The sequence below is a fragment of the Allobosea sp. 05T422_2 genome, from assembly GCF_056396265.1.
This window is the reverse complement of sequence record NZ_JBFTLD010000067.1, coordinates 1-25,794: the sequence shown is the minus strand read 5'-3', so window position 1 is coordinate 25,794 and position 25,794 is coordinate 1. Positions and strand designations below refer to the sequence as shown.

Here is a 25,794-nt window from a genome sequence, read left to right as displayed (position 1 = left end):
ATCTACCAGTTCGCCTCCGCCCCCTATGAGAACTGGCAGCAACTCGCCTGGGCCGGTTCGCTGATCATCACCGTCTCGATCCTGTGCCTCTCGCTTATCGCCCGCCGTATCGTGCGGGGCGGCAAATGAACGGCCTTAAACCCTCGTCGCGTTCGATCTGAAGGAACAAGTCGATGCTTTCGACGCTGGAACTGAGCCCGCAAGCGCTTGATGCCGAGGCCCCCGTCCGGATCGCGGTCAAGAACCTCGATTTCTACTACGGCGAGCACAAGGCGCTGAAGAACATCAATCTCGACTTCCGGGACCGCCATGTCACTGCCCTGATCGGACCGTCGGGCTGCGGCAAGTCGACCCTGCTGCGCATTTTCAACCGGATCTACTCGCTTTATCCCGAGCAGCGCGCCACCGGCGAGATCCTGCTCGACGGCCGCAACGTCATCAGCAACGATATCGATGTGAACGAGCTGCGCTCGCGCGTCGGCATGGTGTTCCAGAAGCCGACGCCCTTCCCGATGTCGATCTACGACAATGTCGCATTCGGCATCCGCCTCTACGAGAAGCCACCGAAATCCGAGCTCGATGACCGCGTCGAGGGTGCGCTGCGCCGTTCCGCGCTCTGGGACGAGGTCAAGGACAAGCTGAAGACCTCCGGCATGGGCCTGTCCGGCGGCCAGCAGCAGCGCCTCTGCATTGCGCGGACCATTGCCCAGAAGCCGGAAGTCATCCTGTTCGACGAGCCGACCTCGGCGCTCGATCCGATCTCGACCGGCAAGATCGAGGACCTGCTCGAGCAGCTCAAGACCGACTTCACCATCGTCATCGTCACCCACAACATGCAGCAGGCGGCGCGTATCTCGCAGTACACCGCCTTCATGTATCTCGGTGAGGTGATCGAATTCGACGCCACCAACACCATCTTCATGAACCCGCACAAGAAGCAGACGCAGGACTACGTCACCGGCCGCTTCGGCTGAACCGGCGCCCAGCCTTCCAACTGCTTTGCCGACAAAGGATACGCCGCGATGACTGATCACATCGTCCGCTCATATGATGCCGATCTCGAGGGGATCCGCCGCAGCCTGGCCGAGATGGGGGGCATGTCGGAGCGCATGCTCGGCGATTCGACAGTCGCCCTGGTGCGCCGCGACACCGGGCTGGCACAGAAGGTCATCAGCGCCGACCAGCGCCTCGACAATCTGCAGCGCGAGGTAGAGGAGAAGGCGGTGCTCACCATCGCCCGGCGCCAGCCGCTCGCCAACGACCTGCGCGAGCTGATCTCCGCCATCCGCATCGCCGCCGATATCGAGCGTGTCGGCGATCTCGCCAAGAATATCGCCAAGCGCGCGGTCGCCATCTCCGGCCAGTTCCAGCCGCCGTCGCGCGCGGTCGTCGGCCTCGAGCATATGAGCCGCCTGGTTCAGGCCCAGCTCAAGGACGTGCTCGACGCTTACGCCGTCAGCAACGAGCAGAAGGCCATGGAGGTCTGGCGCCGCGACGATGAGATCGACGCGCTCTATACCTCGCTCTTCCGCGAGCTGCTCACCTATATGATGGAAGACCCGCGCAACATCACCTTCTGCACGCATCTCCTGTTCTGCGCCAAGAATGTCGAGCGCATCGGCGACCACACCACCAACATCGCCGAGACGATCCACTATCTCGTCACGGGCGAAGCCTTGGACGCAGCCCGCCCGAAGCTCGACACGACCAATATCCTTCTGGACGCCGCCACCGGTGAGTGACCGGCGCCCGACACCTTTGGGACCGAGTGAGACATGCCTGCACGCATCCTGATCGTTGAGGACGAAGAGCCGCTGACCCTGTTGCTGCGCTACAATCTCGAAGCCGAGGGCTTCGAGGTCGACAGCGTCGCGCGTGGCGACGATGCCGAGCTGCATCTGCGCGATCATACGCCGGACCTCGTGCTGCTCGACTGGATGCTGCCGGGCCTTTCCGGCATCGAGCTCTGCCGGAGGCTGCGGACCCGTCGCGATACCGAGCGGGTGCCGATCATCATGCTCACCGCCCGCGGCGAGGAAACCGAGCGTGTGCGCGGCCTCGCCACCGGGGCCGACGACTATGTCGTCAAGCCGTTCTCGCTGCCCGAGCTGATCGCCCGCATCCAGGCGTTGCTACGCCGCGCCAAGCCGGGTCATGTCGCCGGCCTGTTGGCCGCCGGCGATCTCGAACTCGACCGCACCACCCGCCGTGTCCGCCGCTCAGGCAGCGAGCTGCATCTCGGCCCGACCGAGTTCCGCCTGCTCGAATTCCTGATGCAGGCGCCGGGGCGGGTCTATTCCCGGGCCCAGCTGCTCGACGCGGTCTGGGGCCGCGACGTCTATATCGACGAGCGCACCGTCGACGTCCATGTCGGCCGGCTGCGCAAGGCGATCACTCCTGACAACGCCAAGGACCCGCTGCGGACCGTGCGCGGTGCCGGCTATGCCTTCGACGAGACCTTTGCGCGGAGCTGAGACTTGGATCATCGGGGACTTGGATCATCGGGCCGGATATCGAATCCGCCCGACGATCTAACCGTCTATGGTTGCATCGGCCTTCCCGAAAACCGCAATCCACCTTTCGGGCCGATACCCTAGCGCGGCCCTGCGATAATAATCGCCGCGCCGGCGAGGCAGATCAGCCCACCGATAATGTCCCAGCGGTCGGGGCGAAAGCCTTCCACGGCCCAGAGCCAGGCGAGCGAACTGACGATGTAGACGCCGCCATAGGCGGCATAGGCCCGTCCGGCGGCTTCGCTCTCCGCCAGCGTCAGCAGCCAGGCGAACAGGGCGAGCGAAAACAGTCCGGGTACGAGCCACCAGATGGGCTTGTCGAGCCGGAGCCAGCCCCAGAACGCGAAACAGCCGGCGATTTCGAGAATGGCTGCGCCGAAATAGGCGGCGATGGTCGGCATGGTTCGTCCCTGTCGATGGCCTTCGGGGCGGGATTACCCTTGACCGCAGGGCGCGCTGACGGCAAGCCGGACCGATGCCCACACATCACGTCGCCATTATTGGAGCAGGGCCCTCCGGGCTGATCGCGGCCGAGCGCCTTGCGGCAGCCGGGGACACCGTCACGATCTACGATCGCATGCCCTCGCCGGCCCGCAAATTCCTGCTGGCCGGGCGCGGCGGATTGAACCTTACCCATTCCGAACCGCTCGACAGGTTCCTGCCCCGCTATCGCGATGCGCAAGCCTGGCTGGAGCCGGCCATTCGCGCCTTCCCGCCACAATCCCTGCGCGACTGGGCCGATGCGCTCGGGCAGGACACGTTCGTCGGCAGCAGCGGCCGCGTCTTCCCGCGCGCCATGAAGGCCTCGCCCCTGCTGCGGGCATGGCTGCGCCGGCTCGATGGTCTCGGCGTCGCCTTCGCGCCTGGGCAGCGCTGGACCGGCTGGAGCGAAGCGGGAGCTCTGACGTTCCGGAGCCGCGATGGCGCCGATGTCGAGGCGCGGCCCGACGCGACGCTGCTCGCGCTCGGCGGTGCGAGCTGGCCACGGCTGGGTTCGGATGGTGGCTGGGCACCCTTGTTGGCGGCGCGCGGCGTTGCGATCGCGCCGCTGCGCCCGGCCAATGGCGGTTTCACGGTCGATTGGTCCCAGACCATGCGAGAGCGTTTTGCCGGAGTACCGTTGAAGCGCATCGTCCTGAGCTTCGGCGGCCAATCCGTGCCCGGCGAGGCGATGATCGATGCGACGGGTCTGGAAGGCGGCGCGGTCTATGCACTCTCTGCCCCGATTCGCGAGACGATCCTGCGCGAGGGCAGGGCGGTCATCACCATCGATCTGAGGCCCGATCACGAGGCGGCACTGCTGGTCCAGCGCCTCGCGCATCGTCGCAAGGGCGTGACGCTGAGCAATCATCTGCGCAAGGCTGCAGGTCTTGCTCCATCCGCGATTGCGCTGCTGCGCGAAGCGGCGAAGGGGCCACTCCCCGAAGACGCGGAGAGGCTGGCCGCACTGATCAAGGCCGCGCCTCTGGTGCTCACCGGTCTCAGACCGATCGAGCGGGCGATCTCCACCGCCGGTGGCGTCGCCGCGGCCGAGGTCGAGGAAGGCTTCATGCTGAAACGCTTGCCCGGTACCTTTGTCGCAGGCGAGATGCTGGATTGGGAGGCGCCGACCGGCGGCTATCTGCTGCAGGCCTGTTTCGCGACCGGAGTCGCAGCTGCAGCAGGGATTCAGGCCTGGCTCGCGGATAGCTGAACGATCGCCTCAGGAGATCGCGATGATCTCGACCGCCTCAGTGCCGATGCTGACGCTCTCGCCAATGCCCTTGCCCATCAGCGCGCTCGCCAACGGCGCGACATAGGGCAGCGTTCCGTGTGCCGGATCGGCCTCGTCCTCGCCGACCAGCCGCCAGTTCTGCTCGCGCCCATCGGCCCGGCGGATCGTCACTGTCGAGCCGAAGCGGACGATGTCGTGCCTTTCCTGCGCAGGGGCCAGCTTGGCGCTGGCGCGCCGCGCCGCCCAGTAGCGGAACTCGCGCCGCGTCTGAGCGATCTCGGTGCGGTCGCCTCCGGCCAGCGCCGCCGCGTGTTCGTCATGCCAGCGCGCCAGCTGGGCCTCGATCTGTGCGAGCCCCTCAGGCGTCACGAGGTTCGGGTGAGGCGAGACTGGCCGGTCCGGCAGCTCGTCCAGGGTCCCTCTTTCCTCTGCTTCCTTGACGAAGGCGCGAGTCATTCTGGCCTCCTCCTATTGATCTCGGCACATCCGGCGAACCGGACCACAGCTTTCAGTGTTACGTCCTCACGACTGCTTGCGATGCAGCGCCAACCCGATGCTGGAATCTGAAGCGGCGATCACTTGGAGATGGGGATCAGGCACTGCCGAAGACAAGACCCGAACAGTCTACACCCCCGTGTCCGGCCGCACCATCAAGAGCAGAGCCATCGCGCGCTGCCCCTGGCCCCCGATCACGAGCGCAGTCCCGTTCCCAAGGGGGCAGCCGATGCCGGAAGAGCGCCGCGCTTGCGTCGGGCCGTCCGTCGCGGCCACCTTGATCCTGAGTTGCGAGACCCGACGGCGATCGTTGCGCGCGCAGGCTTCGATTGACTGACGTATAGCCCAATGATTATGAATGCAGATCAATAGCCAGAGAGTTATGCGTTGTGATCCGTGCAGACACACCGTGCTCTCCAAGACGTTTACCGGCCGGCCCAGCCTCTTCGAGAGGTTGCGCTGCGATCTCGAGCAGACGGTTGGCCCGATCCCAGAAGCGAGAGTTCCGGAGAGAAGGGAAGATCATGAGCCAGAGCGAGTCCCAGAACGAAAACTCCCCGTCTCGGATGATCGACGAGCGGATCACCGAGCTGGGCGACTGGCGAGGCAAGATGCTCTCCCAGCTCCGCGTATGGATCAGGCAAGCCGATCCTGAGGTGGTAGAGGAGTGGAAATGGCGAGGGGTTCCGGTGTGGTCCCACGACGGATTGATCTGCACTGGGGAGACCTACAAGAGCGTCGTCAAAATGACCTTTGCCAAGGGGGCCTCACTCGACGACCCATCGGGCCTCTTCAATTCCAGTCTGGATGGCAACACCAGGCGGGCCATCGACATCCACGAGGGTGAGACGATTGACGAAGGGGCATTGAAGGCTCTCATTCGCGCAGCCGTGACCCTCAACATGTCCGGCGGCTGCGGCAAGACCAAGTCCCGCGGATAAGCCTCGCTCCGTCTCGATATGCGCCGGCGCGCGATGAAAGCCGGACTTGCATCGCGCCCACCCCCGGGACCGCTTCAATCCGGCTTCTCCTGCCACGGTGTACTCCTGTCACCTGCTGTCAGTTATCCGCCTGCTGCGACGGCGTACCCCTCGCGCTCCGCCCGGTTTCGCCCCATATTGCCGCCATGCCGAAAAGCTCCGACACGACCGCCAAGGCTAAGCCTGCAAAAAAGCCCGCCTCCGCGCGCACGCCGAACTCCAAGGCCACCAAGCCCGAGTTGAAGCCGCTCGAGGGCTATCTCGCCGATCTGCTCAATCCCGCGATCAACCGCGGCAGGGCGGTCCCGGGCGGCGCCTCCGGTTTCAGCGACCAGCCGCAGGCCGGTTATGGCGAGCCGCGCCCCGGCGACACCAAGCTGAAGAAAAAGCCGAAGAAAGGCGACGCGGCCTCTGCCTTCGGCGAGGCCGAGGGCGAGACCGCTGCCTCCGTCACCGCGCATTCGCTGCAGCACCTGCTCGAGTCCGGCAGCCCCTTCATCGATCCCGGCAAGCCCTGGACGCCGCATCGCCCGGCCCGCCCGGACAAGTCCGAGGGCGGCATCGCCTTCCGCATGCAGTCGGATTTCGAGCCGGCTGGTGACCAGCCGACCGCGATCGCCGATCTCGTCGACGGCGTCGCACGGCAGGAGCGCGACCAGGTCCTGCTCGGCGTTACCGGCTCCGGCAAGACCTTCACGATGGCCAAGGTGATCGAGGAGACGCAGCGCCCGGCTCTGATCCTCGCCCCGAACAAGACGCTGGCCGCACAGCTCTACGGTGAATTCAAGAGTTTCTTCCCCGACAACGCGGTGGAGTACTTCGTCTCCTACTACGACTACTATCAGCCGGAGGCCTACGTCCCGCGTTCGGACACGTTTATCGAGAAGGAATCCTCGATCAACGAGCAGATCGACCGCATGCGCCACTCGGCCACGCGCTCGCTGCTGGAGCGCGACGACGTCATCATCGTCGCCAGCGTCTCCTGCATCTACGGCATCGGCTCGGTCGAGACCTATACGGCGATGACCTTCGCCATCAAACTCGGCGAGCGCATCGAGCAGCGTCAGCTCATCGCCGATCTCGTCGCCCTGCAATACAAGCGCACGCTTGGCGATTTCGCCCGCGGCACCTTTCGCGTGCGTGGCGATGTCATCGAGCTGTTCCCGGCCCACTATGAGGACCGCGCCTGGCGCATCGGCCTGTTCGGCGACGAGGTCGAAAGCATCTCGGAATTCGATCCGCTCACCGGTCAAAAGACGGCCGACCTCGAATTCGTGAAAGTCTACGGCAATTCGCACTACACCACGCCGCGCCCGACGCTGACCCAGGCTGTCAAGTCGATCAAGGAGGAGCTCAAGGCCCGCCTTGAGGAACTCAATCGCATGGGGCGCTATCTCGAAGCGCAGCGGCTCGACCAGCGTTGCACCTTCGACATAGAGATGATCGAGTCGACCGGTTCGTGCAACGGCATCGAGAACTATTCGCGCTATCTCACCGGCCGAAAGCCGGGCGAGCCGCCGCCGACCCTGTTCGAGTACCTGCCCGACAATGCGCTGGTCTTCACCGATGAGAGCCACGTCACCGTGCCGCAGATCGGCGGCATGTACCGGGGCGACTTCCGCCGCAAGGCGACATTGGCCGAATACGGCTTCCGCCTGCCGTCCTGCATGGATAACCGGCCGCTGCGCTTCGAGGAATGGGACGCGATGCGCCCGCAATCGGTGCATGTCTCGGCGACGCCCGGCGGCTGGGAGATGGACCGCACCGGCGGTGTCTTCACCGAGCAGGTCATCCGTCCAACCGGGCTGATCGACCCTCCGGTCGAGGTCCGCCCCGCCAAGCACCAGGTTGCCGACCTGCTCGACGAGATCAAGGAGGTCACCGAGAAGGGCTACCGCAGCCTCGTCACCGTGCTGACCAAGCGCATGGCCGAGGACCTGACCGAGTACCTCCACGAGAACGGCGTGCGCGTGCGCTACATGCATTCCGACATCGACACGATCGAGCGCATCGAGATTCTGCGCGATCTCCGCCTCGGCGCTTTCGACGTGCTGGTCGGCATCAATCTGCTGCGCGAGGGCCTGGACATCCCGGAATGCGGCTTCGTCGCCATTCTCGACGCCGACAAGGAAGGCTTTCTGCGCTCCGAGACTTCCTTGATCCAGACCATCGGCCGCGCCGCCCGCAATGTCGACGGCAAGGTCATCCTCTATGCCGACCACATCACAGGCTCGATGGAGCGCGCGATGGCGGAGACCAATCGCCGCCGCGAGAAGCAGGAGGCCTATAACCTCGCGAATGGCATCACGCCGCAGACGATCAAGCGCGCCATCGGCGACATCCTCGGCTCGGTCTACGAGCGCGACCATGTCACGGTCGACAAGGGTTTGGTCGATGCGCCGATCGCCGGGCACAACCTCAAGGCCGCCTTGGCCGATCTCGAGAAGCGCATGCGCGAGGCTGCCGCCGATCTCGAATTCGAGACGGCCGCCCGGTTGCGCGACGAGATCAAGCGCCTGCAGGCGACCGAACTCGCCATCTCCGATGACCCGCTCGCCCGCCAGAGCGATGTCGAGGCCTCGGCTGGCAAGTACAAGGGGGAGCGCAGCTACGGCGCGTCGGCGAACCTGCCGACACGGGCGCGCAAACCCACCGATGAGGACATGGGCCCGCATAACTGGGGCGGCGGCGAAGCCAAACCGGTCTCGCGTCCGCGCAAGCCGAACTTGGACGAGATGGGTCCGGTTCCGGAATCGCGGCCGAAGGGCGCGGGGGAACAGGCCAAGCGACGCGGCCGGCGATAGCTGCCCGTAGTGGCTCTGCCCGAGTCCAGCATCTGCCGTTCCCTGCTCCGGGCGCGCCAGCGCCACGGCCAAAGGGCTGCAAGACCTACCGCCCGAATGCTCTTCGACCTTGGTCCGTAGTTCCACGATTGCACCGCCGGTATCCTTTCGAATGAATGGTGCTCAAGGGGGGATGGCCATGGGACAGGCATTCGAGATTGCCGATGGTAAGGCCACCATCTCCCGACGTGCCGCCCTCAGGGGCGCCGCATTCCTGGCCGGGGCGCTGGTCGCTCCAGCATCGGCTCAGGTGCTCGATCTGCCGCGACAGAAGGTCGAGTTCGTCGCACCGCCCTTCGTTCATCCTCACGAGCAGGCGACCAAGCTGGGCCCAAGGATCATGGAGTTCAGGCTCTGGGTCGAGGAGAAGAAGATCGTTATCGACGAAGAGGGCACCACGTTGCAGGCCATGACCTTCAACGGGTCGATCCCTGGGCCGCTTTTTGTCGTGCACGAGGGTGATTATGTCGAGGTGACGCTTGCCAATCCCGACACCAACTCGATGGCGCACAATATCGACTTCCATGCTGCTGCGGGCGCATCAGGCGGTGCCGATCTGACCTTGATCAACCCCGGGGAGCAGACCGTGCTGCGCTGGAAGGCCACCCGGACGGGTGTGTTCGCTTATCACTGCATCCCAGGTGCCATGACCCCCTGGCATATCACCTCGGGCATGAGCGGCGCCGTGATGGTGCTGCCGCGGGACGGCCTCAAGGATGCGGCCGGACGGCCGCTTCACTACGATCGCGTCTACTACATCGGCGAGCATGATTATTACGTTCCGCGCGACGAGAAGGGCAAATTCAAGCACTACGACACGCATGGCGACGCCTACATGGACACGATGGAGGTCATGCGAAAGCTGGTGCCAAGTCACGTCGTGTTCAACGGCGCGGTCGGAGCCCTGACGGGCAAGAACGCGATGCCCGCAAAGGTCGGTGAGAACGTGCTGATCGTGCATTCCCAGGCAAGCCGCGACACACGTCCACATCTGGTCGGCGGGTTCGGAGACTATGTCTGGGAGACCGGCAAGTTCTCGAATCCTCCCGAGACCAATCTCGAAACCTGGTTCATTCGGGGCGGATCCGCGGGCGCGGCGCTCACCAAATTCCTTCAGCCCGGCATTGTCGGATACGTGAACCACAACATGATCGAGGCCTTCGAACTTGGTGCGACAGCCCATTTCAGGGTCGAGGGTCAATGGAATGATGACCTGATGACCCAGGTAAAGGCGCCCGAACCGATTGTGAGCAACGTCGCGCATAAATGATCTGACCATCACCCGCCTAGGGCCGTCGGACGGCCGCCTCGGGAGGCATCATGCTGTCCGCGTTCAAACTCATGGCCCTGGCCAGCGCGGCGCTGGCGCCCATCGCGATCTCGGCCCTTGCGCCGGGATATGGCACCGGATCGGCGACAGCACGTGCGCCGTTCCCGGAGCTCGTGGAACTGCGGTCCGGTACATTCCGTTACCGTGCCAGCGGCGAGTTCTTGCGGGACGGGAAGCCGATCATCGCGCCGATTGTGGCGGTTGCTGTCGACAGGCCGCTGGCTGTGATGAAAAATCAGGTCACGGTCGCGGATTATCTGCGCTGCGTCAAAGCCCGAGCGTGCCCGATGGCGGGCACCGACGCTGCTGCCGTTGACCGTCCCGTCGTCGGAGTGAGCTGGCGGGATACTCAGGCCTATGCGTCCTGGTTGTCACGCGAGACGGGGGCGACGTTCCGGCTACCGACGGACGGCGAGTGGGCCTATGCAGCCGCGAGCCGATTCCACGACGACGCCCTGCCGGAAAACCTCAGTGGCGGCGACCCCGGCCAGCGAGCGCTTGCGATCTATGACAGGGACGCGAGCCGCGTGACGACAGTCGCAAAGGCGCCACAACCGATTGGAAGTTTCGGCGCGAACGAGAATGGCCTTCTCGATTTGGCCGGCAATGTCTGGGAATGGACCGACACCTGTTTTCAGCGCATCGCCGTCGCTGCTACGGGGGCAAGGACGGCTGTCCTGGCCAATTGCGGGGTTCGCGTCGTTGAGGGCCGCCATCGGGCCTACATGGCGGATTTCGTTCGCGATGCGCGCGCCGGCGGCTGCGCATCCGGCACGCCTCCGAGCAATCTCGGCTTCCGGCTCGTACGTGACGACGTTTCCCGGCCCGGATGGAGCTTTGTCTTGGGGCTGGTCCAGCTGGTCGCGAGATAGGCGACGCTCAAGGAGACGCCCTAAGCGCCGGCCGGACCAGGGATCCGATCGTCGATGTGGCCGATCAGGCACCATGCCGCGCTGACCTCGACATAGGTGGATCGGCGGCACCGCGACAGTGCGGAGGCGGCGCTCGCTGCTGTCAGTTCAGCGGGGCGAGCTTGATCGCGCAGCCATAGGCCTTGGTTGTGGCTTCTGAGATCGGTTTGCCGGCCTTCATTTCGGCGACTGCCTGGCGCACATAGCTCTTGGCGCCGTTCAGGCTGGCGGCGCTGGCCGAGGGCTTGTCGTCGATCGCGCCCGCATAGACCAGCGTGCCCTTGCCATCGATGATGTACAGATGCGGCGTGGTCTGCGCGCGATAGGCGCGGCCCATGGTGCCCTTGGGGTCGAGCAACAGGTCGCTGGGGGCGGCGTTGCGCGAGGCGGTCAGCCCCTTGGCCTGGGCGGCCGTGACATAGCCCTGCTCACCCGGCGGTGAGGAGACGACGCTCAGCCAGACGATGCCTTCCTTCGTCATATCGCGCTGCAGGCTCTGCATGGTGCCGCTGTTGTAGTGTTTGCGGACATAGGGGCAGTCGTGATTGGTCCATTCCAGGATCACGGTCTTGCCCGCGAATTCCGGGAGCGACCGGGTCCGGCCGTCGACATCGAGCGCCGAGAAGGCGGGGGCCGGCGCACCGATCCGCGGGCCGCTCTGCGCGAGCGCCGGGGCCGCTGCGAGGGTGAGGCCCGCAAGGACCAAGCCTGCGATGAACCTCTGACGTGTCACAGCTGTCATGTCTGCCTCCGTCTTCCCAGGATCAGGGTCGGTTCTGCGCGGTCCTCGCCTCTTTGCCGGCGGCACGGCCGGCGGCCTCGACCAGCATGTCGGTCGTCAGGAGTTGCGGCAGGATTTCGGGCGGCGCGCCCTTCGTGCCGGGATAGAACAGGTAGAGCGGCACGCCGGCCCGGCCGTGCTCGGCAAGTGCGGCTGCGATGGTGGCATTGCGGTTGGTCCAGTCGGCCTTGAGATAGGCGACGTTCAGCTTGGCAAAGGTGTCCTTGACCTCCTGCCGGACCAGCGCGACCCGCTCATTGGCAAGGCAGGTGATGCACCAGGCCGCGGTGAAGTTGACGAAAACGGGACGCCCTTCCGCCTGCAGCGCGGCGACGCGCTCGGGAGACCAGGGCTCGATGTCGCCGGCCCGTGCTGCGTCCGTCGCGCTTGGAACGGCACTCTGCAGCACGAAGGCCCCGGCGCTGACGGCGACGAACAGGGCGAGAGCCGACAGGGCGACTCGGGTCCGCCCGCCAGCACTGCGGCCGAGGCCGAGCAGCCAGACGAGGAAGCCGGCGGCGAGGATCGCAGCCAGAGCGGCAAGCACGCCGCCGGGGCCGGCCTGGACGGAGGCGACCCAGACCAGCCAGGTCGCAGTCGCGAACATCGGGAAGGCAAAGGCCTGCTTGAGGATGACCATCCAGCGGCCGGGCTTGGGCAGCAGACGCAGCCAGCCGGGAGCGAAGGACAGGAGGACCACCGGCGCGGCAAAGCCGAGCGCCAGCGCCAGGAAGACCGCAAGCGCGATCTGCGGCGGTTGCGTCACGGCATATCCCATCGCCGCGCCCATGAAGGGGGCGGTGCACGGCGTCGCGACGATGACGGCGAGCGCCCCGGTCATGAAGGCGCCCAAGCGTCCGCCGCTGGAGGCAAGCCCATGTCCGGCACCCTGGACGGAGCCGCCGATTTCGAATGCGCCGAGCAGGTTGAGGCCGATCAGCACCATGATGACCGCCAGCACGATCACGACGGGCGGCGATTGCAGCTGGAACCCCCAGCCGATGCTGGTGCCGAGCGCTGCCAGCGCGATCACCGCGCCGGCAAGGATGATGAAGCTGGTAAGGACGCCGCAAAGGAAAAGCAGACCCTGCTCGCGCACCTCGGCGCGGCTCGCCTGCGCGGCCTGCGCGAAGCCGAGCGCCTTGATGAACAGCACCGGCAGCACGCAGGGCATCAGGTTGAGGATCAGGCCGCCGGCGAAGGCGAAGGCCAGTGCGGCCCAGAGCGTCAGGTTGCTTTCGGGCGCTGCGGCGACGCGCACCACGGCCGGGGCCTGGGCCGCTTGCGGCGCCGTGGAGGAATTGACCAGCGCAGGCTCGACATCGGCCATCAGGCTCAGCGCGCGCGGCACGCCGGCCTCGCGATAGGTGATGACCCCGCTGAGCTCGGTCTCGCCGACCTTGAACGAGCTGGAGCGGGCAAGTTGCAAGACCGTGCCGGCGGCAGTGTTCGTCGCGGTCTGCGGGGCTGCGTGCTCGATCAAGGTCTCGAGCAGCGGGAAGTAGCGCAGCTCCTCGACGGGCTGCCCGAGGCCCGGCAGCGCGAGGGCGAGCGCATCGCCGTCCTGGGTCAGCTTCGCCCGGAAATCGGCAGGTTGCGGCAGCGCGGCGCGGGCCGCATCGATCCGCGACTGTGCCGCCTCATCGGCGACCGGGGCCGGGCCGACCTTGAGGTCGAGCGTGAAGGAGCCTTCCTCGGGGATGCAGATTTTTTCGCAGACCAGCCAGGTCGCGTTCGCCTTGAGGGCAAGGCGCTCGCCCGGCTGTGCGCCTTCGGGAACGGTGATCTCCACCGGCAGCAGCACGGCATCGCTGAAGCCGAAATTGACGAGCGGCTCGACCGGGAGCGCCTTCGGCGCCGGCCATTGGATCGCACCGACGCTGAAGCCTGCGGGCAATGTCCACTCGATCCGCGTCGGTTCGCCGGAATCGCCGGGATTGGCCCAGTATGTGTGCCAGCCCTTGGCGATCTTCTGGCTGAGCGCGACCTGGAAGCGCTCGCCGGGCGCAACGACGTCGCGGCTGGAGAGCAGGGTCGCAGTGACGCGGGGGCTGGTGACCGCAGCAGATTCGGCGGCAAGGGCGGCGCCGGGCAGGAGCAGTGCGAGGATGAGAAGGCCCCGCCGCAGCAAGCCGTTTGTAATGCGCTCGACCATGTTTTCCGTCATCAAATCGTAAAGGCCTCAGCTCACCTGCCCCAGATTGGCGCTGCGCGCCAATGACAAGCCGGTGATAGCGCGTGAGCAGGGCCTTCTTCGGGCGTCAGGCGCAAGGATGCCCCGCGCTATGATGTCGCCCCGCGCACGGGAGCGTCACCATTCCGGACGAGCCGCGCAGCGCCGCCGTTCCGGACGCGATCATCGCTCCCGGCGCCCGGGAGGGTGTCCGAGGCTGCGCTGCGCGTCGGCTGGAATCACGACGTGGTGTGACCGGCGATCAGATCGCTGCGCCATCCGCGACGATATCGGCGCCAAGTCCGCGGCGCACGGCCCGCACGATCTCGGTCTCGGCGGCGGCCCCGCGGCGGCGCGGGCGCGGAGTGGCGATCCGATGCTCGGCGATGATCTGGCCGGGTGCGCCCGAGAGCACGACGACGCGGTCGGCGAGATAGGCAGCCTCGTCGATGTCGTGTGTGACGAAGAGCACGGTCTTGCCGGTGCTTTGCCAGACGCGGATCAGCTCGTCCTGCAGGGTTTCGCGCGTCAGTGCGTCCAGTGCCGAGAAGGGCTCGTCCATCAGCAGGATTTCCGGCTCGACCGCGAGCGCGCGCGCCAGCGAAACGCGTTGGCGCTGGCCGCCCGAGAGCTGGTGGGGCCAGCGCTGTGCGAGCTGACCGAGCCCCACGAGATCGAGCATCTCCTGAGCCTGCTTGAGCCGCGCAGGGCGCGAGGCCCGCCCCTCGAGCCCAAAGCCGACATTGGAGATCACCTTGCGCCAGGGCAGCAGGCGCGAATCCTGGAAGACCAGCGCGACCGGCCGGCGGGTCCGGTCCCTGGCATGGAAGATGACCTCGCCGCCGCTCGGTTTGGCGAGCCCGGCGATGACGCGCAGCAGGGTCGACTTGCCGACGCCGGATGGGCCGACAATGGCGAGGAATTCGCCGCGCGCGACCTGGAGGTCAAGCTTGTGCAGCACCTCGGTCGCTTCCCCGTCGCGGGTGAAGGTCAGCGACAGGGCCTTGATGTCGATCATGCTTTCCATCGCAGCACCCATCCCTGGAAAGCGACGAAGGCGGTGTCGAGCAGGCCGTAAAGCGCGGCCATGGTCAGCATGTAGATCACCACGATGTCGGTCGCGAGCAGGCTGGAGGCCTGCATCATGCGCTGCCCGACGCCGGCGACACCAAAGATCTCGGCGGCGACCACCGCCATCCAGGCCTGGCCAAGCGCGGTGCGGACGCCGACCAGAATGCCGGGCATTGCGGCCGGCAGCAGGATCTTGCTCAGACGCTGCCAGGCCGATCGGAAACCAAACGCATCCGCGACCTCGATCAGGTCACGATCGACGCCGCGGATCGCGCCCTGTGCCGCAAAGAAGACGATCCAGAACACGCCGATGGCGATGATGAAGACCGCCGCCGACGGATTGACCCCGAACCAGATGATGGCGAAGGGCACCCAGGCGAGGCCGGGAATCGGCCGAAGCACGCGCACGACCCAGGCCGTGGCTTCGTCCGCGGTGCGCGACATGCCGACGAGCACGCCAGTGGCAATGCCGAGGCCGGCGCCGACGATGAGGCCCGTGAAATAATGGCCGAGCGAGCCGCCGATCGCCGACAACCACGCGCCCGAGGTCACTTCGCGCCAGAATGCCTTCGGCAAGGCAGACGGGCCAGGCAGGAAGGCTGGGTTCACCAGCCCGAAATGAGGGATCGCCTCCCAGAGCAGCAGGAAGGCGAGGAGGCCTGCAAAGGCGAGGGCCGGAGCCCTGAGCGAGGTCAAGATCAGCCGCCGGATTCTGTCAGAGGGTTTTGATGGCGCGCTCGTAATACTGGGTCTCGAACAGGCCGTCGAAAGGCAGTTCCTTCTCGAGCGAGCCGAGCTTGACCTGATAGGCCTGCATGGCACGCGACGGCTCGATGATGACGCGCGGATCGATCGGGAACTTGCTGGCGGGCGAGGTCAGCGCCTGTCGGATCAGGGCCGGGTCGACGATGCCCTTGCCAAGCGCGGCGCCGACATGCGGGGCAGCCTTGTCGGGGTCCTTGGCGATCAGAGCGGCGGCACGCACCAGGCTCGTCACCAGCTTCTGCACGGCGTCCGGATTCTTGGTCACGAAATCGCCTGATGCTGCGACCACGGTCCCGGGCTGGCCGGGGAACAGCTCCTCGCCGCCGGCAATCAGCTTGATGCCGGGATTGCGGGTCTGGATGATCGACAGCGCCGGCTCGCGCACGATCGCGCCCTCGACAGCTGCAGCGAGCACGGCCTGCTGTGTCGCGTCGATGCCCATGGGCACGACCTCGACATCGGCCTTGTCGGCCTTGGCGACCTCCCAGAGCCAATATTGCAGGGTGGTGTTGGGCACCGAGCCGGCGGGCTGGGTCGCAAGCCGGGCCGGTTTTCCGGTGGCGGCCCTATGCGCCTCGAAGGCCGCAGCCGGTGCGGTGCCGGACGTAAAGAACTTGGCGAGCGCGGGAGCTGCCACGAAGACGTTCTCGGCAATCGCAGTTGCGGCCACGACGCGAATGTCGACGCCGCGCGAGCGGGCGACGGCAAGTGGCGCGATACCCGCGACATAGAGGTCGATCGTGCCCGAGGCCAGGGCCTGGATCATGTTCGGACCGGATTCGAAAACCGTGAAGGCGGCATTGATGCCGGCCTCCTTGAGCCAGCCTTCGCCATTGGCAACGAAGACGGGCGCCGTGCCGATGACCGGGATGTAGCCGACACGGGCTGTCACGCCGCTCTGGGCCCATGCAGCGCCGGCAAGGGGAGTGCTCGCGAGAAGCGAAGAGCCGGCGAGCAGAAACTGGCGGCGATCCATCGATCCATCCTTCGTGAAAATCGGTCCGGCGAGAACGCCGGTTGACAGATTGAGAAAAGGATTTTCTATCTGAAAGCAAGATGCGGGCATCGAAAAGATGATTTTTCTCTAGATTCCCAATTCAATAGGAAATTAGTTCTCCAATTGATGGGCTGAGAGAATGGATGCGATCGACCGGAAAATCCTGACTGTCCTGCAAGGTGATGCGAACATCTCGATCGCCGAGCTGGCCGATCGCGTCGGCCTCTCGCAGACCCCCTGCTGGAAGCGGATTCAGCGGCTGGAGGCGACGGGCGTCATCACCAAGCGTGTCGCGCTGGTGGCGCCGGAGAAGATCGGACTCGGGCTCACGGTCTTCGTCCAGATCGAGACCGCCGACCATTCCGGTCCCTGGCTGGAAAAATTCGCGCAGATGGTCGCGTCGATGCCGGAGGTCATGGAGTTCTACCGGATGGCCGGCGATGTCGACTACATGCTGCGCGTGGTGGTTGCCGACATGGCGGCCTATGACGGGTTCTATAAGCGGCTGATCGAGACGATTCCGCTGAAGAACGTCACCTCCCGCTTCGCGATGGAACGGATCAAGGCGACCACGGCCTACAAGGTTCCGGACCTGCCGAAAGTGTAAGGGTCGGGCTTACTGGGTCGGAACGGCAACCGCCGGCGCGACCGGGCGGGCCACGGCCGGTCGCGCCGGCTTGGGCCGTTCGGGCTTGGGTTCGGGCAGGCCGAGGCGGGCACGGATTGCGGCAGCCTTGGCCTCTGTGATGCGCGCGGCGCAGAAACCGAGCGAGCCTTCGCGCTGGAAATCACGGCAGGTCAGCTCACGCTCGGAGGTGAACCCGGCCTGTTCCCGCGCGATGCTGCGCTGCGTGCTGAGATCGCCCTTGGCTGCAAGCGCGCGAAAGCCCTCGCGCACCGCGCGCTCCGCCCTGCCGCGTTCGGATTCGATCTCCTTGGCCCGCGCCGAGAGGGTGCGTGCATCAGGGCCCCAGAGGCCTCGCGGATCGATCCGGCAGGCGGCTGCCTCGATCACGCAGGGTTGCTCCGGCTCGACCACCAGAAAGGCGCCCTCCAGGACATCGAACACGATCGGGCAGGCCGAGGCCTCCAGCTTGTAGCGTGGCACACCGGCCGGCTTGCCGAGCGATGTCACCGGCAGCGGCGTATCGCCGAAGGAAATGGCACAGGGCTCGGTCAGGTTGCCGGGCTGGAAGCCGGCAGCGTTGAGCTTGAGGCCAAAGCCGGTCGGTGTCTTCTCGAAGACCGCTTCGCCGGCGCCGCCATTCTGCCGGAGCACGCGGCCGATGATCCCTTCCTCGGTCGGCAGCTTGATGGCCGGCATCGACGGGGTGTGCGGCTTGGCCGGTCCGCCCGTGCCGGGGGGCGCCGCCTGATGTGCGCCCGGCGGATTGAAGGGTTGCGCGCCCGGCAATTGCATCGGCTGAGCCTGGGCAAGCCCACCCGAACCGGCTGCAGCCAGCATCGCGAAGATCTTGAGGGCTATGCGGCCGGGTCTGGTCAGCATCGGGTGCCGTGAAATGGTAAACGCAATCTTCTGCATGAATTGGCGAGCGAACGCGTGCAAGAGCATTGGCGCAACACTGCTTGGCAATGATGCGGCCGCGACGTCTCCCCGCGTGACGCGCGCGGTTGCCGATTCTTAATCCGGCTCCGTGTCTTGCAAGGGCGGGAACACCCTCACTATATACGCCGCCAAGAGGCGGTTTGACGACCGCGAAACGTGGAATGCCGGTTCCGTTTGCCGCGTAAGGCGGGGGCGGGCCGGTCCATGGGCCGGCAGGCGGTGCGAAATGCGTCGCCGGTCGGCGATCTGCTAATCGAAAGGGATCCCGTCCATGGGTAAAGTTATTGGTATCGACCTCGGCACGACGAACTCCTGCGTTGCCGTGATGGAAGGCACTACACCGAAGGTTATCGAGAATTCCGAGGGCGCGCGCACCACGCCCTCCATCGTCGCCATCACCGATGACGGCGAGCGGCTTGTCGGCCAGCCGGCCAAGCGTCAGGCCGTCACCAATCCGGAGCGCACTTTCTTCGCCATCAAGCGCCTGATCGGTCGGACCTTTGAGGATCCGATGACGAAGAAGGACATGAATCTTGTCCCTTACCGGATCAAGAAGGCCCCGACGGGCGATGCCTGGGTCGAGGCTGACGGCAAGGACTATTCGCCCTCGCAGATTTCCGCCTTCACCCTGACCAAGATGAAGGAGACCGCCGAGGCCTATCTCGGGCAGCCGGTCACGCAGGCGGTCATCACCGTTCCCGCCTATTTCAACGACGCCCAGCGTCAGGCCACGAAGGATGCCGGTCGCATCGCCGGCCTCGAGGTGCTGCGTATCATCAACGAGCCGACCGCGGCTGCGCTCGCCTATGGCCTGGACAAGAAGACCACCGGCACGATCGCGGTCTATGACCTCGGCGGCGGCACCTTCGACGTCTCGATCCTCGAGATCGGCGACGGCGTCTTCGAGGTGAAGTCGACCAATGGCGACACCTTCCTGGGTGGCGAAGACTTCGACATGCGCCTGGTCGAGTACCTTGCGGACGAGTTCAAGCGCGAGCAGGGCATCGACCTGAAGAAGGACAAGCTCGCCCTGCAGCGCCTGAAGGAAGCTGCCGAGAAGGCCAAGATCGAGCTTTCCAGCGCCGCGCAGACCGAAATCAACCTGCCCTACATCACTGCCGACGCCTCCGGGCCGAAGCACCTCGCCATCAAGCTCTCGCGCGCCAAGTTCGAGAGCTTGGTCGACGATCTGATCCAGCGCACCATCGAGCCCTGCCGCAAGGCGCTCAAGGATGCCGGTCTTTCGGCGGGCCAGATCGACGAGGTCGTTCTCGTCGGCGGCATGACCCGCATGCCGAAGGTCCAGGAGGTGGTGAAGCAGTTCTTCGGCAAGGAGCCGCATAAGGGCGTCAATCCGGACGAGGTCGTCGCCATTGGCGCCGCGATCCAGGCCGGCGTGCTGCAGGGCGACGTCAAGGACGTGCTGCTGCTCGACGTGACCCCGCTCTCGCTCGGCATCGAGACGCTCGGCGGCGTGTTCACCCGCCTGATCGACCGCAACACCACGATCCCGACCAAGAAGAGCCAGGTCTTTTCGACCGCCGAGGACAACCAGGGCGCGGTGACGATCCGGGTCTTCCAGGGCGAGCGCGAGATGGCTGCCGACAACAAGATGCTCGGCCAGTTCGACCTGATGGGCATCCCGCCGGCGCCGCGCGGCATGCCGCAGATCGAGGTGACCTTCGACATCGACGCCAACGGCATCGTCTCGGTGACGGCGAAGGACAAGGCCACCAACAAGGAGCAGCAGATCCGCATCCAGGCTTCCGGTGGTCTCTCCGAGGCCGACATCCAGAAGATGGTGAAGGACGCCGAGGCGAATGCCGCCGAGGACAAGAAGCGTCGCGAGCTGGTGGAAGCCAAGAACCAGGGCGAGAGCCTGGTGCACTCCACCGAGAAGTCGCTGAAGGACTATGGCGACAAGGTTTCTGCCGCCGACAAGTCAGCGATCGAGACCGCACTGGACGCGCTCAAGGCCGCGCTGGCCGAAGAGAATGTCGAGGCGATCACCTCGCGCACGACCGACCTGATGCAGGCCTCGATGAAGCTCGGTGAAGCCATGTATGCGGCGAGCCAGGCCGAGGGTGCCACGGCTGAAGGCGGCGAAGAGCATGCCGACGCCAAGAAGGACGACGTCATCGACGCCGACTTCAAGGATGTCAGCGACGACAAGAACGACAAGAAGAAGAGCGCCTGATCGCGCTCTGACCTCTCCACGACGACCTGGCCGGGCTCGCCCCGGCCATCTCGTTCGGGAAGGGCCTCTTGCAAGGGAAATGTCGTTCTTCTGACGAACATGGCCGGGTTCCCCCGGCCATGATGCCGAGAAGAACGAAGGGGTGGCTGTTTGATGTCCAAACGCGACTACTACGAGATCCTCGGCGTCTCGAAGACGGCTAACGAGGCGGAGCTCAAGAGTGCTTTCCGCAAGCTCGCGATGCAATGCCATCCCGATCGCCATCCCGGCGACAAGGGGGCCGAGGCCAAGTTCAAGGAGCTGAACGAGGCCTATCAGGTCCTGGCCGACGGCCAGAAGCGCGGCGCCTATGACCGCTACGGCCACCAGGCCTTCGAGAATGGCGGCGGTGGTGCCGGCGGCGGGGCCGATTTCTCCGACTTCATGTCGGACATCTTCGATTCCTTCTTCGGCGATGCGCGGGGCCGCGGTGGACCGCGCGGTGCCAATGGCCGCGAGCGCGGTGCCGATCTCCGCTACAATCTCGAAATCGGGCTGGAGGACGCCTTCGCCGGCAAAAGCGCCTCGATCCGCGTGCCGACCTCGATTGCCTGCGAATCCTGCTCCGGGACCGGCGCCAAGCCGGGCTCGACGTCGCGCCAGTGCCCGACCTGCGGCGGCCATGGCCGCGTGCGCGCCAATCAGGGCTTCTTCTCGGTGGAGCGCACCTGCCCGACCTGCAACGGGCGCGGCGAAGTCATCGACGACCCCTGCAAGAACTGCTCGGGCGCCGGGCGCGTCACTCGCGAGCGCACGCTGTCGGTCAACATTCCGGCCGGCGTCGAGGATGGCACACGCATCCGGCTTGCCGGTGAGGGCGAGGCTGGCCTGCGCGGCGGGCCGGCGGGCGACCTCTACATCTTCCTGTCGATCAAGCCGCACGCGATCTTCCAGCGCGACGGGGCCGATCTGTTCTGCCGGGTGCCGCTTGGCCTCACCTCGGCTGCTCTCGGCGGCGAGATCGAAGTCCCGACGCTGACGGGCGAGAAGGCACGCGTCAAGATTCCCGAGGGCACGCAGAACGGCAAGCAGTTCCGGCTCAAGGGCAAGGGCATGAGCGTGCTGCGCTCGCGCGAGGTCGGGGATCTCTATATCGAGGTCGTGGTCGAGACGCCGCAGAAGCTGACGGCGCGTCAGCGCGAATTGCTGCTCGAATTCGAGCGCGAATGCTCAGGCGCAACCCACCCGGAAACCGCCGGCTTCTTCGGTCGCGTCAAGGAGTTCCTGGGCGGCATGAGCGGCGGCGCGGCCTGAGCGCGGGCCCCGCAATTGAAAAGGCGGGCGACCCGTCCGGGGCACCCGCCTTTCAGATCGCCGGCCTGATGCAGATCAGGCCTTGTCGATCACTTTCTTGACCGCATCCTTAGCTTTGCCAACGGCCTGCTGGGCCTCGCCCTTGCGCTCCTGCGCAATCCCTTCGGCCTGAAGCCCCGGCTTGTTCATCGCCTTGCCGACGCCCTGCTTGACGTTGCCGGCGGCCTCGTTGGCCATGCCCTTGATCTTGTCCGCGGTGCTGCCCATGGGTCCTGTTCCTCTGTTAAAAAACGCATGTCGTATCAGCGACTTGTGCTGAGGAAACGGCTGGAACGGGCAAAGGTTCCCGGAAAAGTTCAAGCTGCTCCGGACCGGTCCGCGGATGCGATTGCCATCGCCCGCAGCGCCTCGGCGGTCGCCGCATCGGCCGGAAAGAAGGTTTCCAGCGCCAGTTCCGACAGCGTGATGTCGACCGGCGTGCCGAAGACGGTTGTCGTCGAAATCAGGGAGAGCACCTGCTCGCCGACCTTCAGCTGCATCGGCACGACGATCGCAGCTTCCGCCTCGGGTTCCGGCGCGTGGCCCTTGCGAGCGGGCTGAAGTGGCGCCGGATAGGTCAGCAGCTCGACGAGGAGATCGGCCAGGATCGGATCGGCCGTCGCCCTGATCTGCTGCCTCAGCCTTGCGATCAGATGGCTTCGCCATTCCGCGAGATTGACGATGAAGGGTGCGAGCCCGCTCGGATGCAGGCTGAGCCTCAGCACGTTGACGGGTGGGCGCAGCAGCTCGGCATCCGCGACAAGGCCGAGGAGAGGCGTCACCGCGGCATTCGCGGCAAGCAACGTCCAATGCCGGTCGACCGCGACGGCCGGATAGGGCTCGTGCCCCTTCAGCACGAGATCGATCGCCGACTTGGCTGCCTGCAAGCTCGGATCCTCCAGCGACCGTTCGAGATAGACCGGGGCATAGCCCGCGGCCAGCAGCAGGGCGTTACGCTCGCGCAGCGGCACGGCGAGATACTCCGCCAGGTGCAGAACCATGTCGCGACTCGGCGCCGAGCGGCCGCTCTCGATGAAGCTGAGATGCTTCTGGGAGATCTCCGCTTCCAGCGCGAGGTCGAGTTGGCTCAGCCGGCGCAGCTGGCGCCAGTCGCGGATGAGGTGACCGACGGTGGGTTGATGATGCTTGTTCATGGCGAGAAACCTATCCGGGCTGTCGGTTCGTTCCAATTACCTCTCGCTTAATCGACGGGCCGACACGACAGCGTCAGCATGGCTCCAACATCAACAGCCCGGGCCGGCCGCCGGAACGGACTCACACCCAGGAGACCACGCCATGTCCTCGATCCAGTCCTCGCGCTTCCTCCGCAATGCCCTTGCTCTCGATGCCGCTGCCTGCGCCGCCACCGGTCTGCTGCTCGCCTTCGCTGCTGCGCCGCTCACCGGATTGCTCGGCTTCCCCGAGGCTTTCCTCCGCGGCGCCGGCCTGGTGCTGCTCCCCTGCGCCGCGCTGCTGGCCCTCCTCTCCAGTCGCGAGACCCTGCCGCGGCTCGCCGTCTACGCGGTGATTGGCATCAACCTCCTCTGGATCGCCGACAGCATCCTGATCCTGGTTGCGGGATGGTTTGCGCCGACCGGGCTCGGCATCGCCTTCGTGCTCGCGCAGGCTGCAGCGGTCGCGATCGTCACCGAACTCGAGATCATCGGCTTCAAGCGCTCGCCCGCCGCCGCCGTCGCCGCCTGAATGCATGCGGCAGGCATCTCCAACTCGACGCCTTCCGGCCGCCGCCGGAGGGCGTCGAGCTGTTTTCGCAAAGCCATCATGTGGTGGGGGCGTCTTGTTCGCGGCCCAATGGGGGAGCGCGGGCTCCGATCGGGGAAAGCGTCACGAAACTGTCGTGCGCACTCAATAGCTGATGCGGCCTGCACAGTTTCTTGCCCCAACGGAACAGGACCGCCCCATGCGCACCTCACTCGTTCTCGCGGCTCTCGCCTCGGTCCTGCTTGGCGGCACAGCTCTGGCCGAGCCGATGTTCAACCGTGTCGCGACCTTCTCCGTGCCGCTCAACCTGCCGGCCGATCGCGACGCGTCCAAGAAGACGGTGTCGGAGATCATCGCGGCCAACGAAGCGGGAACGCTCCTGGCCTATACCGATGCCGAGCAGAAGGCCCTCGGCCTGATCGACATCACGACGGCCTCCGCTCCGAAGCCGGCAGGTTTCATTCCGCTCGAGGGCGAACCGACCTCGGTCGTGATCCTTGGCGATAAGGCCTTCGTCGTGGTCGTCACCTCCGGCGACAATTTCAAGGAGCCCGCCGGGCATCTTGCCACGGTCGATCTCAAGGCGCGGCAGGTCGTTGCCAAATGCGAGCTCGGCGGCCAGCCGGATTCGATTACGCTGACCAAGGACAAGGGCAAGCTCGCCATCGTAATCGAGAACGAGCGCGACGAGAAGCTGAACAAGGGTGCGCTGCCGCAGCTGCCCGCCGGCAACCTGACCCTGGTCGGCATCAAGGATGGCGGCGCCGATTGCGCCTCGCGCCAGGTGATCGACCTGACGGGCATCGCCGCCATCGAGCCGACCGACCCCGAACCGGAATTCGTTGACGTCAACCAGGACGGCCTCGCCGTGGTGACGTTGCAGGAGAACAACCACCTCGCCACCATCGATACCAAGACCGGCAAGATCGTCACCCATTTCTCCGCCGGCACCGTCGATCTGAAGAACATCGACAAGACCCGCGACGGCGAAATCAAGCCGGTCGAGGAACTCAAGGGCGTCGCCCGCGAGCCGGACGCGGTGCGCTGGATCGACACCGAGCGCTTCGTCACCGCCAATGAAGGCGATTGGAAGGGTGGCTCGCGCGGCTTCACCATCTTCCGCAAGGACGGCACGATCGAGTTCGATTCGGCTGCGATGGTCGACCATATCGCCATGCGTCACGGCCATTATCCGGAAAAGCGCTCGGCCGCCAAGGGCAGCGAACCGGAAGGGATCGAGGTCGGCACCTACGGCAATGACAAGCTGATCTTCGTCGGCCTGGAGCGCGCCTCGCTCGTATTGGTCTTCAAGGACGAGGGCGCCGGGAAAGCACCGCGTTACCTCCAGGCCCTGCCGGGTGGCATCGGTCCGGAAGGCCTGCTTGCCATCCCGCAGCGCAATCTCCTTGTGTCGGCCTCCGAGACCGATGTCGGCGAGAAGGGTGGCGCCCGTTCCGCAGTGACCATCTATGAGCGCAACGAAGGCCCCGCCGCCTATCCGACGATCGTCTCGCAGGATCATGAGGGTCTGCCGATCGGCTGGGGCGCGCTGTCCGGACTTGCCGCCCATGGCAGCACAGCTGGCCGCCTCTTTGCCGTGACCGACAGCGCCTATACGCCGTCCCGCATCCTCGAGATCGACGCCACGCAGAAGCCGGCCAGGATCGTCGCCGGCCTGACGGTGACCAAGGGTGGCAAGCCCGCCTCCTATGACTTGGAAGGGATCGCGACCCGCGCCAATGGCGGCTTCTGGCTGGCTTCGGAGGGCAATCCCGAGATCAAGGACAAGCCGACTCGCAATATCCTGCTGCGGGCGACCGCAAAGGGTGAGATCGAGGAGGAGATCCACCTTCCCGAAGAGCTCGACAAGCATGCCGTGCGCTTCGGCTTCGAGGGCGTGACGGTGACCGGCGAGGGCGCGGACGAGACCGTCTGGCTTGCCGTGCAGCGCGAATGGAAGGACGATCCCAAGGGCAAGACCAAGATCCTGTCCTACAAGCCGGCCAGCAAGCAGTGGGGCGTGCTGCATTACCCGCTGACGGCTCCGGCCGCCGGTGCCTGGATGGGCCTCTCCGAGTTGACCTATCTCGGCAACGAGACCTTTGCCGTGATCGAGCGCGACAATCTCTTCGGCGCCAAGGCGGTGAAGACGCTGGCCACCTTCTCGGTCAAGGGTCTGACGCCGGCCGCAATCGGCGCCGCCGCCATCCCGACCGTCGAGAAGAAGCCGCTGCGCGATCTCACGCCGGATCTGATGAAGGCTGGCGGCTATGGGCTCGACAAGGTTGAGGGCATGGCTGTCGACAAGGCTGGCAATCTCTTCGTTGTCACCGACAATGACGGTGTCGACGATTCCTCCGGCGAGACCCAGTTCTTCGCCTTCGGTAAGATCTCGCGGTAAGG

At 65.7% G+C, this 25,794-nt stretch carries 23 protein-coding genes; 13 read left to right on the top strand and 10 right to left on the bottom strand.

Annotated features, from left to right (window positions below; all coding sequences use genetic code 11):
* Positions 1 to 173 precede the first annotated feature (173 nt).
* The 3 genes from pstB to phoB are packed head-to-tail and all read left to right on the top strand — an operon-like array spanning position 174 to position 2,474.
* Positions 174 to 974 carry a phosphate ABC transporter ATP-binding protein PstB gene (pstB, locus tag AC1DJT_RS14315; RefSeq protein WP_069878064.1) on the top strand — a complete coding sequence of 267 codons (801 nt, stop codon included), beginning with the start codon at positions 174 to 176 and terminating at the stop codon, positions 972 to 974.
* A gap of 48 nt (positions 975 to 1,022) precedes the next feature.
* Positions 1,023 to 1,742 carry a phosphate signaling complex protein PhoU gene (gene phoU / locus AC1DJT_RS14310; protein ID WP_069878062.1) on the top strand — a complete coding sequence of 240 codons (720 nt, stop codon included), beginning with the start codon at positions 1,023 to 1,025 and terminating at the stop codon, positions 1,740 to 1,742.
* 33 nt (positions 1,743 to 1,775) lie between these two features.
* On the top strand, positions 1,776 to 2,474 hold the full coding sequence (gene phoB, locus AC1DJT_RS14305) for a phosphate regulon transcriptional regulator PhoB (RefSeq protein WP_043235687.1): 699 nt from the start codon (positions 1,776 to 1,778) through the stop codon (positions 2,472 to 2,474).
* Positions 2,475 to 2,593: 119 nt separating this feature from the next.
* On the opposite strand, the gene AC1DJT_RS14300 is transcribed toward phoB, so the two are convergent.
* The gene (locus AC1DJT_RS14300) at positions 2,594 to 2,914 is read right to left on the bottom strand and encodes a YnfA family protein (RefSeq protein ID WP_441506369.1); all 321 of its coding nucleotides are present in this window, start codon (positions 2,912 to 2,914) and stop codon (positions 2,594 to 2,596) included.
* 74 nt (positions 2,915 to 2,988) lie between these two features.
* Here AC1DJT_RS14300 and AC1DJT_RS14295 point away from each other — a divergent pair, with 74 nt between their 5' ends.
* Positions 2,989 to 4,206 (top strand): TIGR03862 family flavoprotein, encoded by a 1,218-nt coding sequence (locus AC1DJT_RS14295; RefSeq protein WP_441506368.1) that lies wholly within the window; start codon positions 2,989 to 2,991, stop codon positions 4,204 to 4,206.
* Between the two features lie 9 nt (positions 4,207 to 4,215).
* On the opposite strand, the gene greA is transcribed toward AC1DJT_RS14295, so the two are convergent.
* Entirely contained in the window at positions 4,216 to 4,683 is a 468-nt protein-coding gene (gene greA / locus AC1DJT_RS14290; RefSeq protein WP_441506367.1) for a transcription elongation factor GreA, read from the bottom strand.
* Positions 4,684 to 5,246: 563 nt separating this feature from the next.
* Here greA and AC1DJT_RS14285 point away from each other — a divergent pair.
* From AC1DJT_RS14285 to AC1DJT_RS14270, 4 genes are all read left to right on the top strand, one after another.
* Entirely contained in the window at positions 5,247 to 5,663 is a 417-nt protein-coding gene (locus tag AC1DJT_RS14285; protein ID WP_441506366.1) for a DUF1801 domain-containing protein, read from the top strand.
* 185 nt (positions 5,664 to 5,848) lie between these two features.
* Complete coding sequence (gene uvrB, locus AC1DJT_RS14280; RefSeq protein WP_441506365.1) at positions 5,849 to 8,506, top strand: excinuclease ABC subunit UvrB; 2,658 nt, start codon at positions 5,849 to 5,851, stop codon at positions 8,504 to 8,506.
* Between the two features lie 178 nt (positions 8,507 to 8,684).
* Entirely contained in the window at positions 8,685 to 9,815 is a 1,131-nt protein-coding gene (gene nirK, locus AC1DJT_RS14275; protein ID WP_441506364.1) for a copper-containing nitrite reductase, read from the top strand.
* A 50-nt stretch (positions 9,816 to 9,865) separates the two neighbouring features.
* Positions 9,866 to 10,747 (top strand): formylglycine-generating enzyme family protein, encoded by an 882-nt coding sequence (locus AC1DJT_RS14270; protein WP_441506363.1) that lies wholly within the window; start codon positions 9,866 to 9,868, stop codon positions 10,745 to 10,747.
* 142 nt (positions 10,748 to 10,889) lie between these two features.
* Here the strand turns inward: AC1DJT_RS14270 and AC1DJT_RS14265 are convergent, their stop codons facing one another.
* From AC1DJT_RS14265 to AC1DJT_RS14245, 5 genes are all read right to left on the bottom strand, one after another.
* The gene (locus AC1DJT_RS14265; protein ID WP_441506362.1) at positions 10,890 to 11,528 is read right to left on the bottom strand and encodes a redoxin domain-containing protein; all 639 of its coding nucleotides are present in this window, start codon (positions 11,526 to 11,528) and stop codon (positions 10,890 to 10,892) included.
* 22 nt (positions 11,529 to 11,550) lie between these two features.
* Positions 11,551 to 13,722 (bottom strand): protein-disulfide reductase DsbD family protein, encoded by a 2,172-nt coding sequence (locus tag AC1DJT_RS14260; protein ID WP_476767583.1) that lies wholly within the window; start codon positions 13,720 to 13,722, stop codon positions 11,551 to 11,553.
* 280 nt (positions 13,723 to 14,002) lie between these two features.
* Positions 14,003 to 14,767 (bottom strand): ABC transporter ATP-binding protein, encoded by a 765-nt coding sequence (locus tag AC1DJT_RS14255; protein WP_476767582.1) that lies wholly within the window; start codon positions 14,765 to 14,767, stop codon positions 14,003 to 14,005.
* Complete coding sequence (locus AC1DJT_RS14250; RefSeq protein ID WP_441506359.1) at positions 14,755 to 15,507, bottom strand: ABC transporter permease; 753 nt, start codon at positions 15,505 to 15,507, stop codon at positions 14,755 to 14,757. Before AC1DJT_RS14250 ends, AC1DJT_RS14255 begins: the two co-directional genes overlap by 13 nt.
* 19 nt (positions 15,508 to 15,526) lie before the next feature.
* Positions 15,527 to 16,552, bottom strand: coding sequence for an ABC transporter substrate-binding protein (locus tag AC1DJT_RS14245; RefSeq protein ID WP_476834282.1), 1,026 nt, complete (start codon positions 16,550 to 16,552; stop codon positions 15,527 to 15,529).
* 160 nt (positions 16,553 to 16,712) lie between these two features.
* Here AC1DJT_RS14245 and AC1DJT_RS14240 point away from each other — a divergent pair, with 160 nt between their 5' ends.
* Positions 16,713 to 17,180, top strand: coding sequence for an Lrp/AsnC family transcriptional regulator (locus tag AC1DJT_RS14240; protein WP_441490791.1), 468 nt, complete (start codon positions 16,713 to 16,715; stop codon positions 17,178 to 17,180).
* A gap of 9 nt (positions 17,181 to 17,189) precedes the next feature.
* Here the strand turns inward: AC1DJT_RS14240 and AC1DJT_RS14235 are convergent, their stop codons facing one another.
* A complete protein-coding gene (locus AC1DJT_RS14235) occupies positions 17,190 to 18,080 on the bottom strand; it encodes a hypothetical protein (protein WP_441490792.1) in 891 nt (296 codons plus the stop codon).
* Positions 18,081 to 18,411: 331 nt separating this feature from the next.
* Between AC1DJT_RS14235 and dnaK the strand changes: the two genes are divergently transcribed.
* Together dnaK and dnaJ are read left to right on the top strand one after the other, a co-directional pair.
* The gene (dnaK, locus tag AC1DJT_RS14230; RefSeq protein ID WP_441490793.1) at positions 18,412 to 20,337 is read left to right on the top strand and encodes a molecular chaperone DnaK; all 1,926 of its coding nucleotides are present in this window, start codon (positions 18,412 to 18,414) and stop codon (positions 20,335 to 20,337) included.
* Positions 20,338 to 20,490: 153 nt separating this feature from the next.
* Positions 20,491 to 21,630, top strand: a complete 1,140-nt coding sequence (dnaJ, locus tag AC1DJT_RS14225) for a molecular chaperone DnaJ (RefSeq protein ID WP_441506357.1) — start codon at positions 20,491 to 20,493, stop codon at positions 21,628 to 21,630.
* 75 nt (positions 21,631 to 21,705) lie between these two features.
* On the opposite strand, the gene AC1DJT_RS14220 is transcribed toward dnaJ, so the two are convergent.
* Both AC1DJT_RS14220 and AC1DJT_RS14215 read right to left on the bottom strand, forming a co-directional pair.
* Complete coding sequence (locus AC1DJT_RS14220; protein ID WP_043234134.1) at positions 21,706 to 21,897, bottom strand: CsbD family protein; 192 nt, start codon at positions 21,895 to 21,897, stop codon at positions 21,706 to 21,708.
* 89 nt (positions 21,898 to 21,986) lie between these two features.
* Complete coding sequence (locus tag AC1DJT_RS14215; protein WP_441506356.1) at positions 21,987 to 22,823, bottom strand: helix-turn-helix domain-containing protein; 837 nt, start codon at positions 22,821 to 22,823, stop codon at positions 21,987 to 21,989.
* Between the two features lie 142 nt (positions 22,824 to 22,965).
* On the opposite strand from AC1DJT_RS14215, the gene AC1DJT_RS14210 reads away from it, so the two are divergent.
* Positions 22,966 to 23,373: a hypothetical protein gene (locus tag AC1DJT_RS14210; RefSeq protein WP_476767579.1), complete on the top strand. Its 408-nt coding sequence runs from the start codon at positions 22,966 to 22,968 to the stop codon at positions 23,371 to 23,373.
* A gap of 217 nt (positions 23,374 to 23,590) precedes the next feature.
* The gene (locus AC1DJT_RS14205; protein WP_476767578.1) at positions 23,591 to 25,792 is read left to right on the top strand and encodes an esterase-like activity of phytase family protein; all 2,202 of its coding nucleotides are present in this window, start codon (positions 23,591 to 23,593) and stop codon (positions 25,790 to 25,792) included.
* Positions 25,793 to 25,794: the final 2 nt, after the last annotated feature.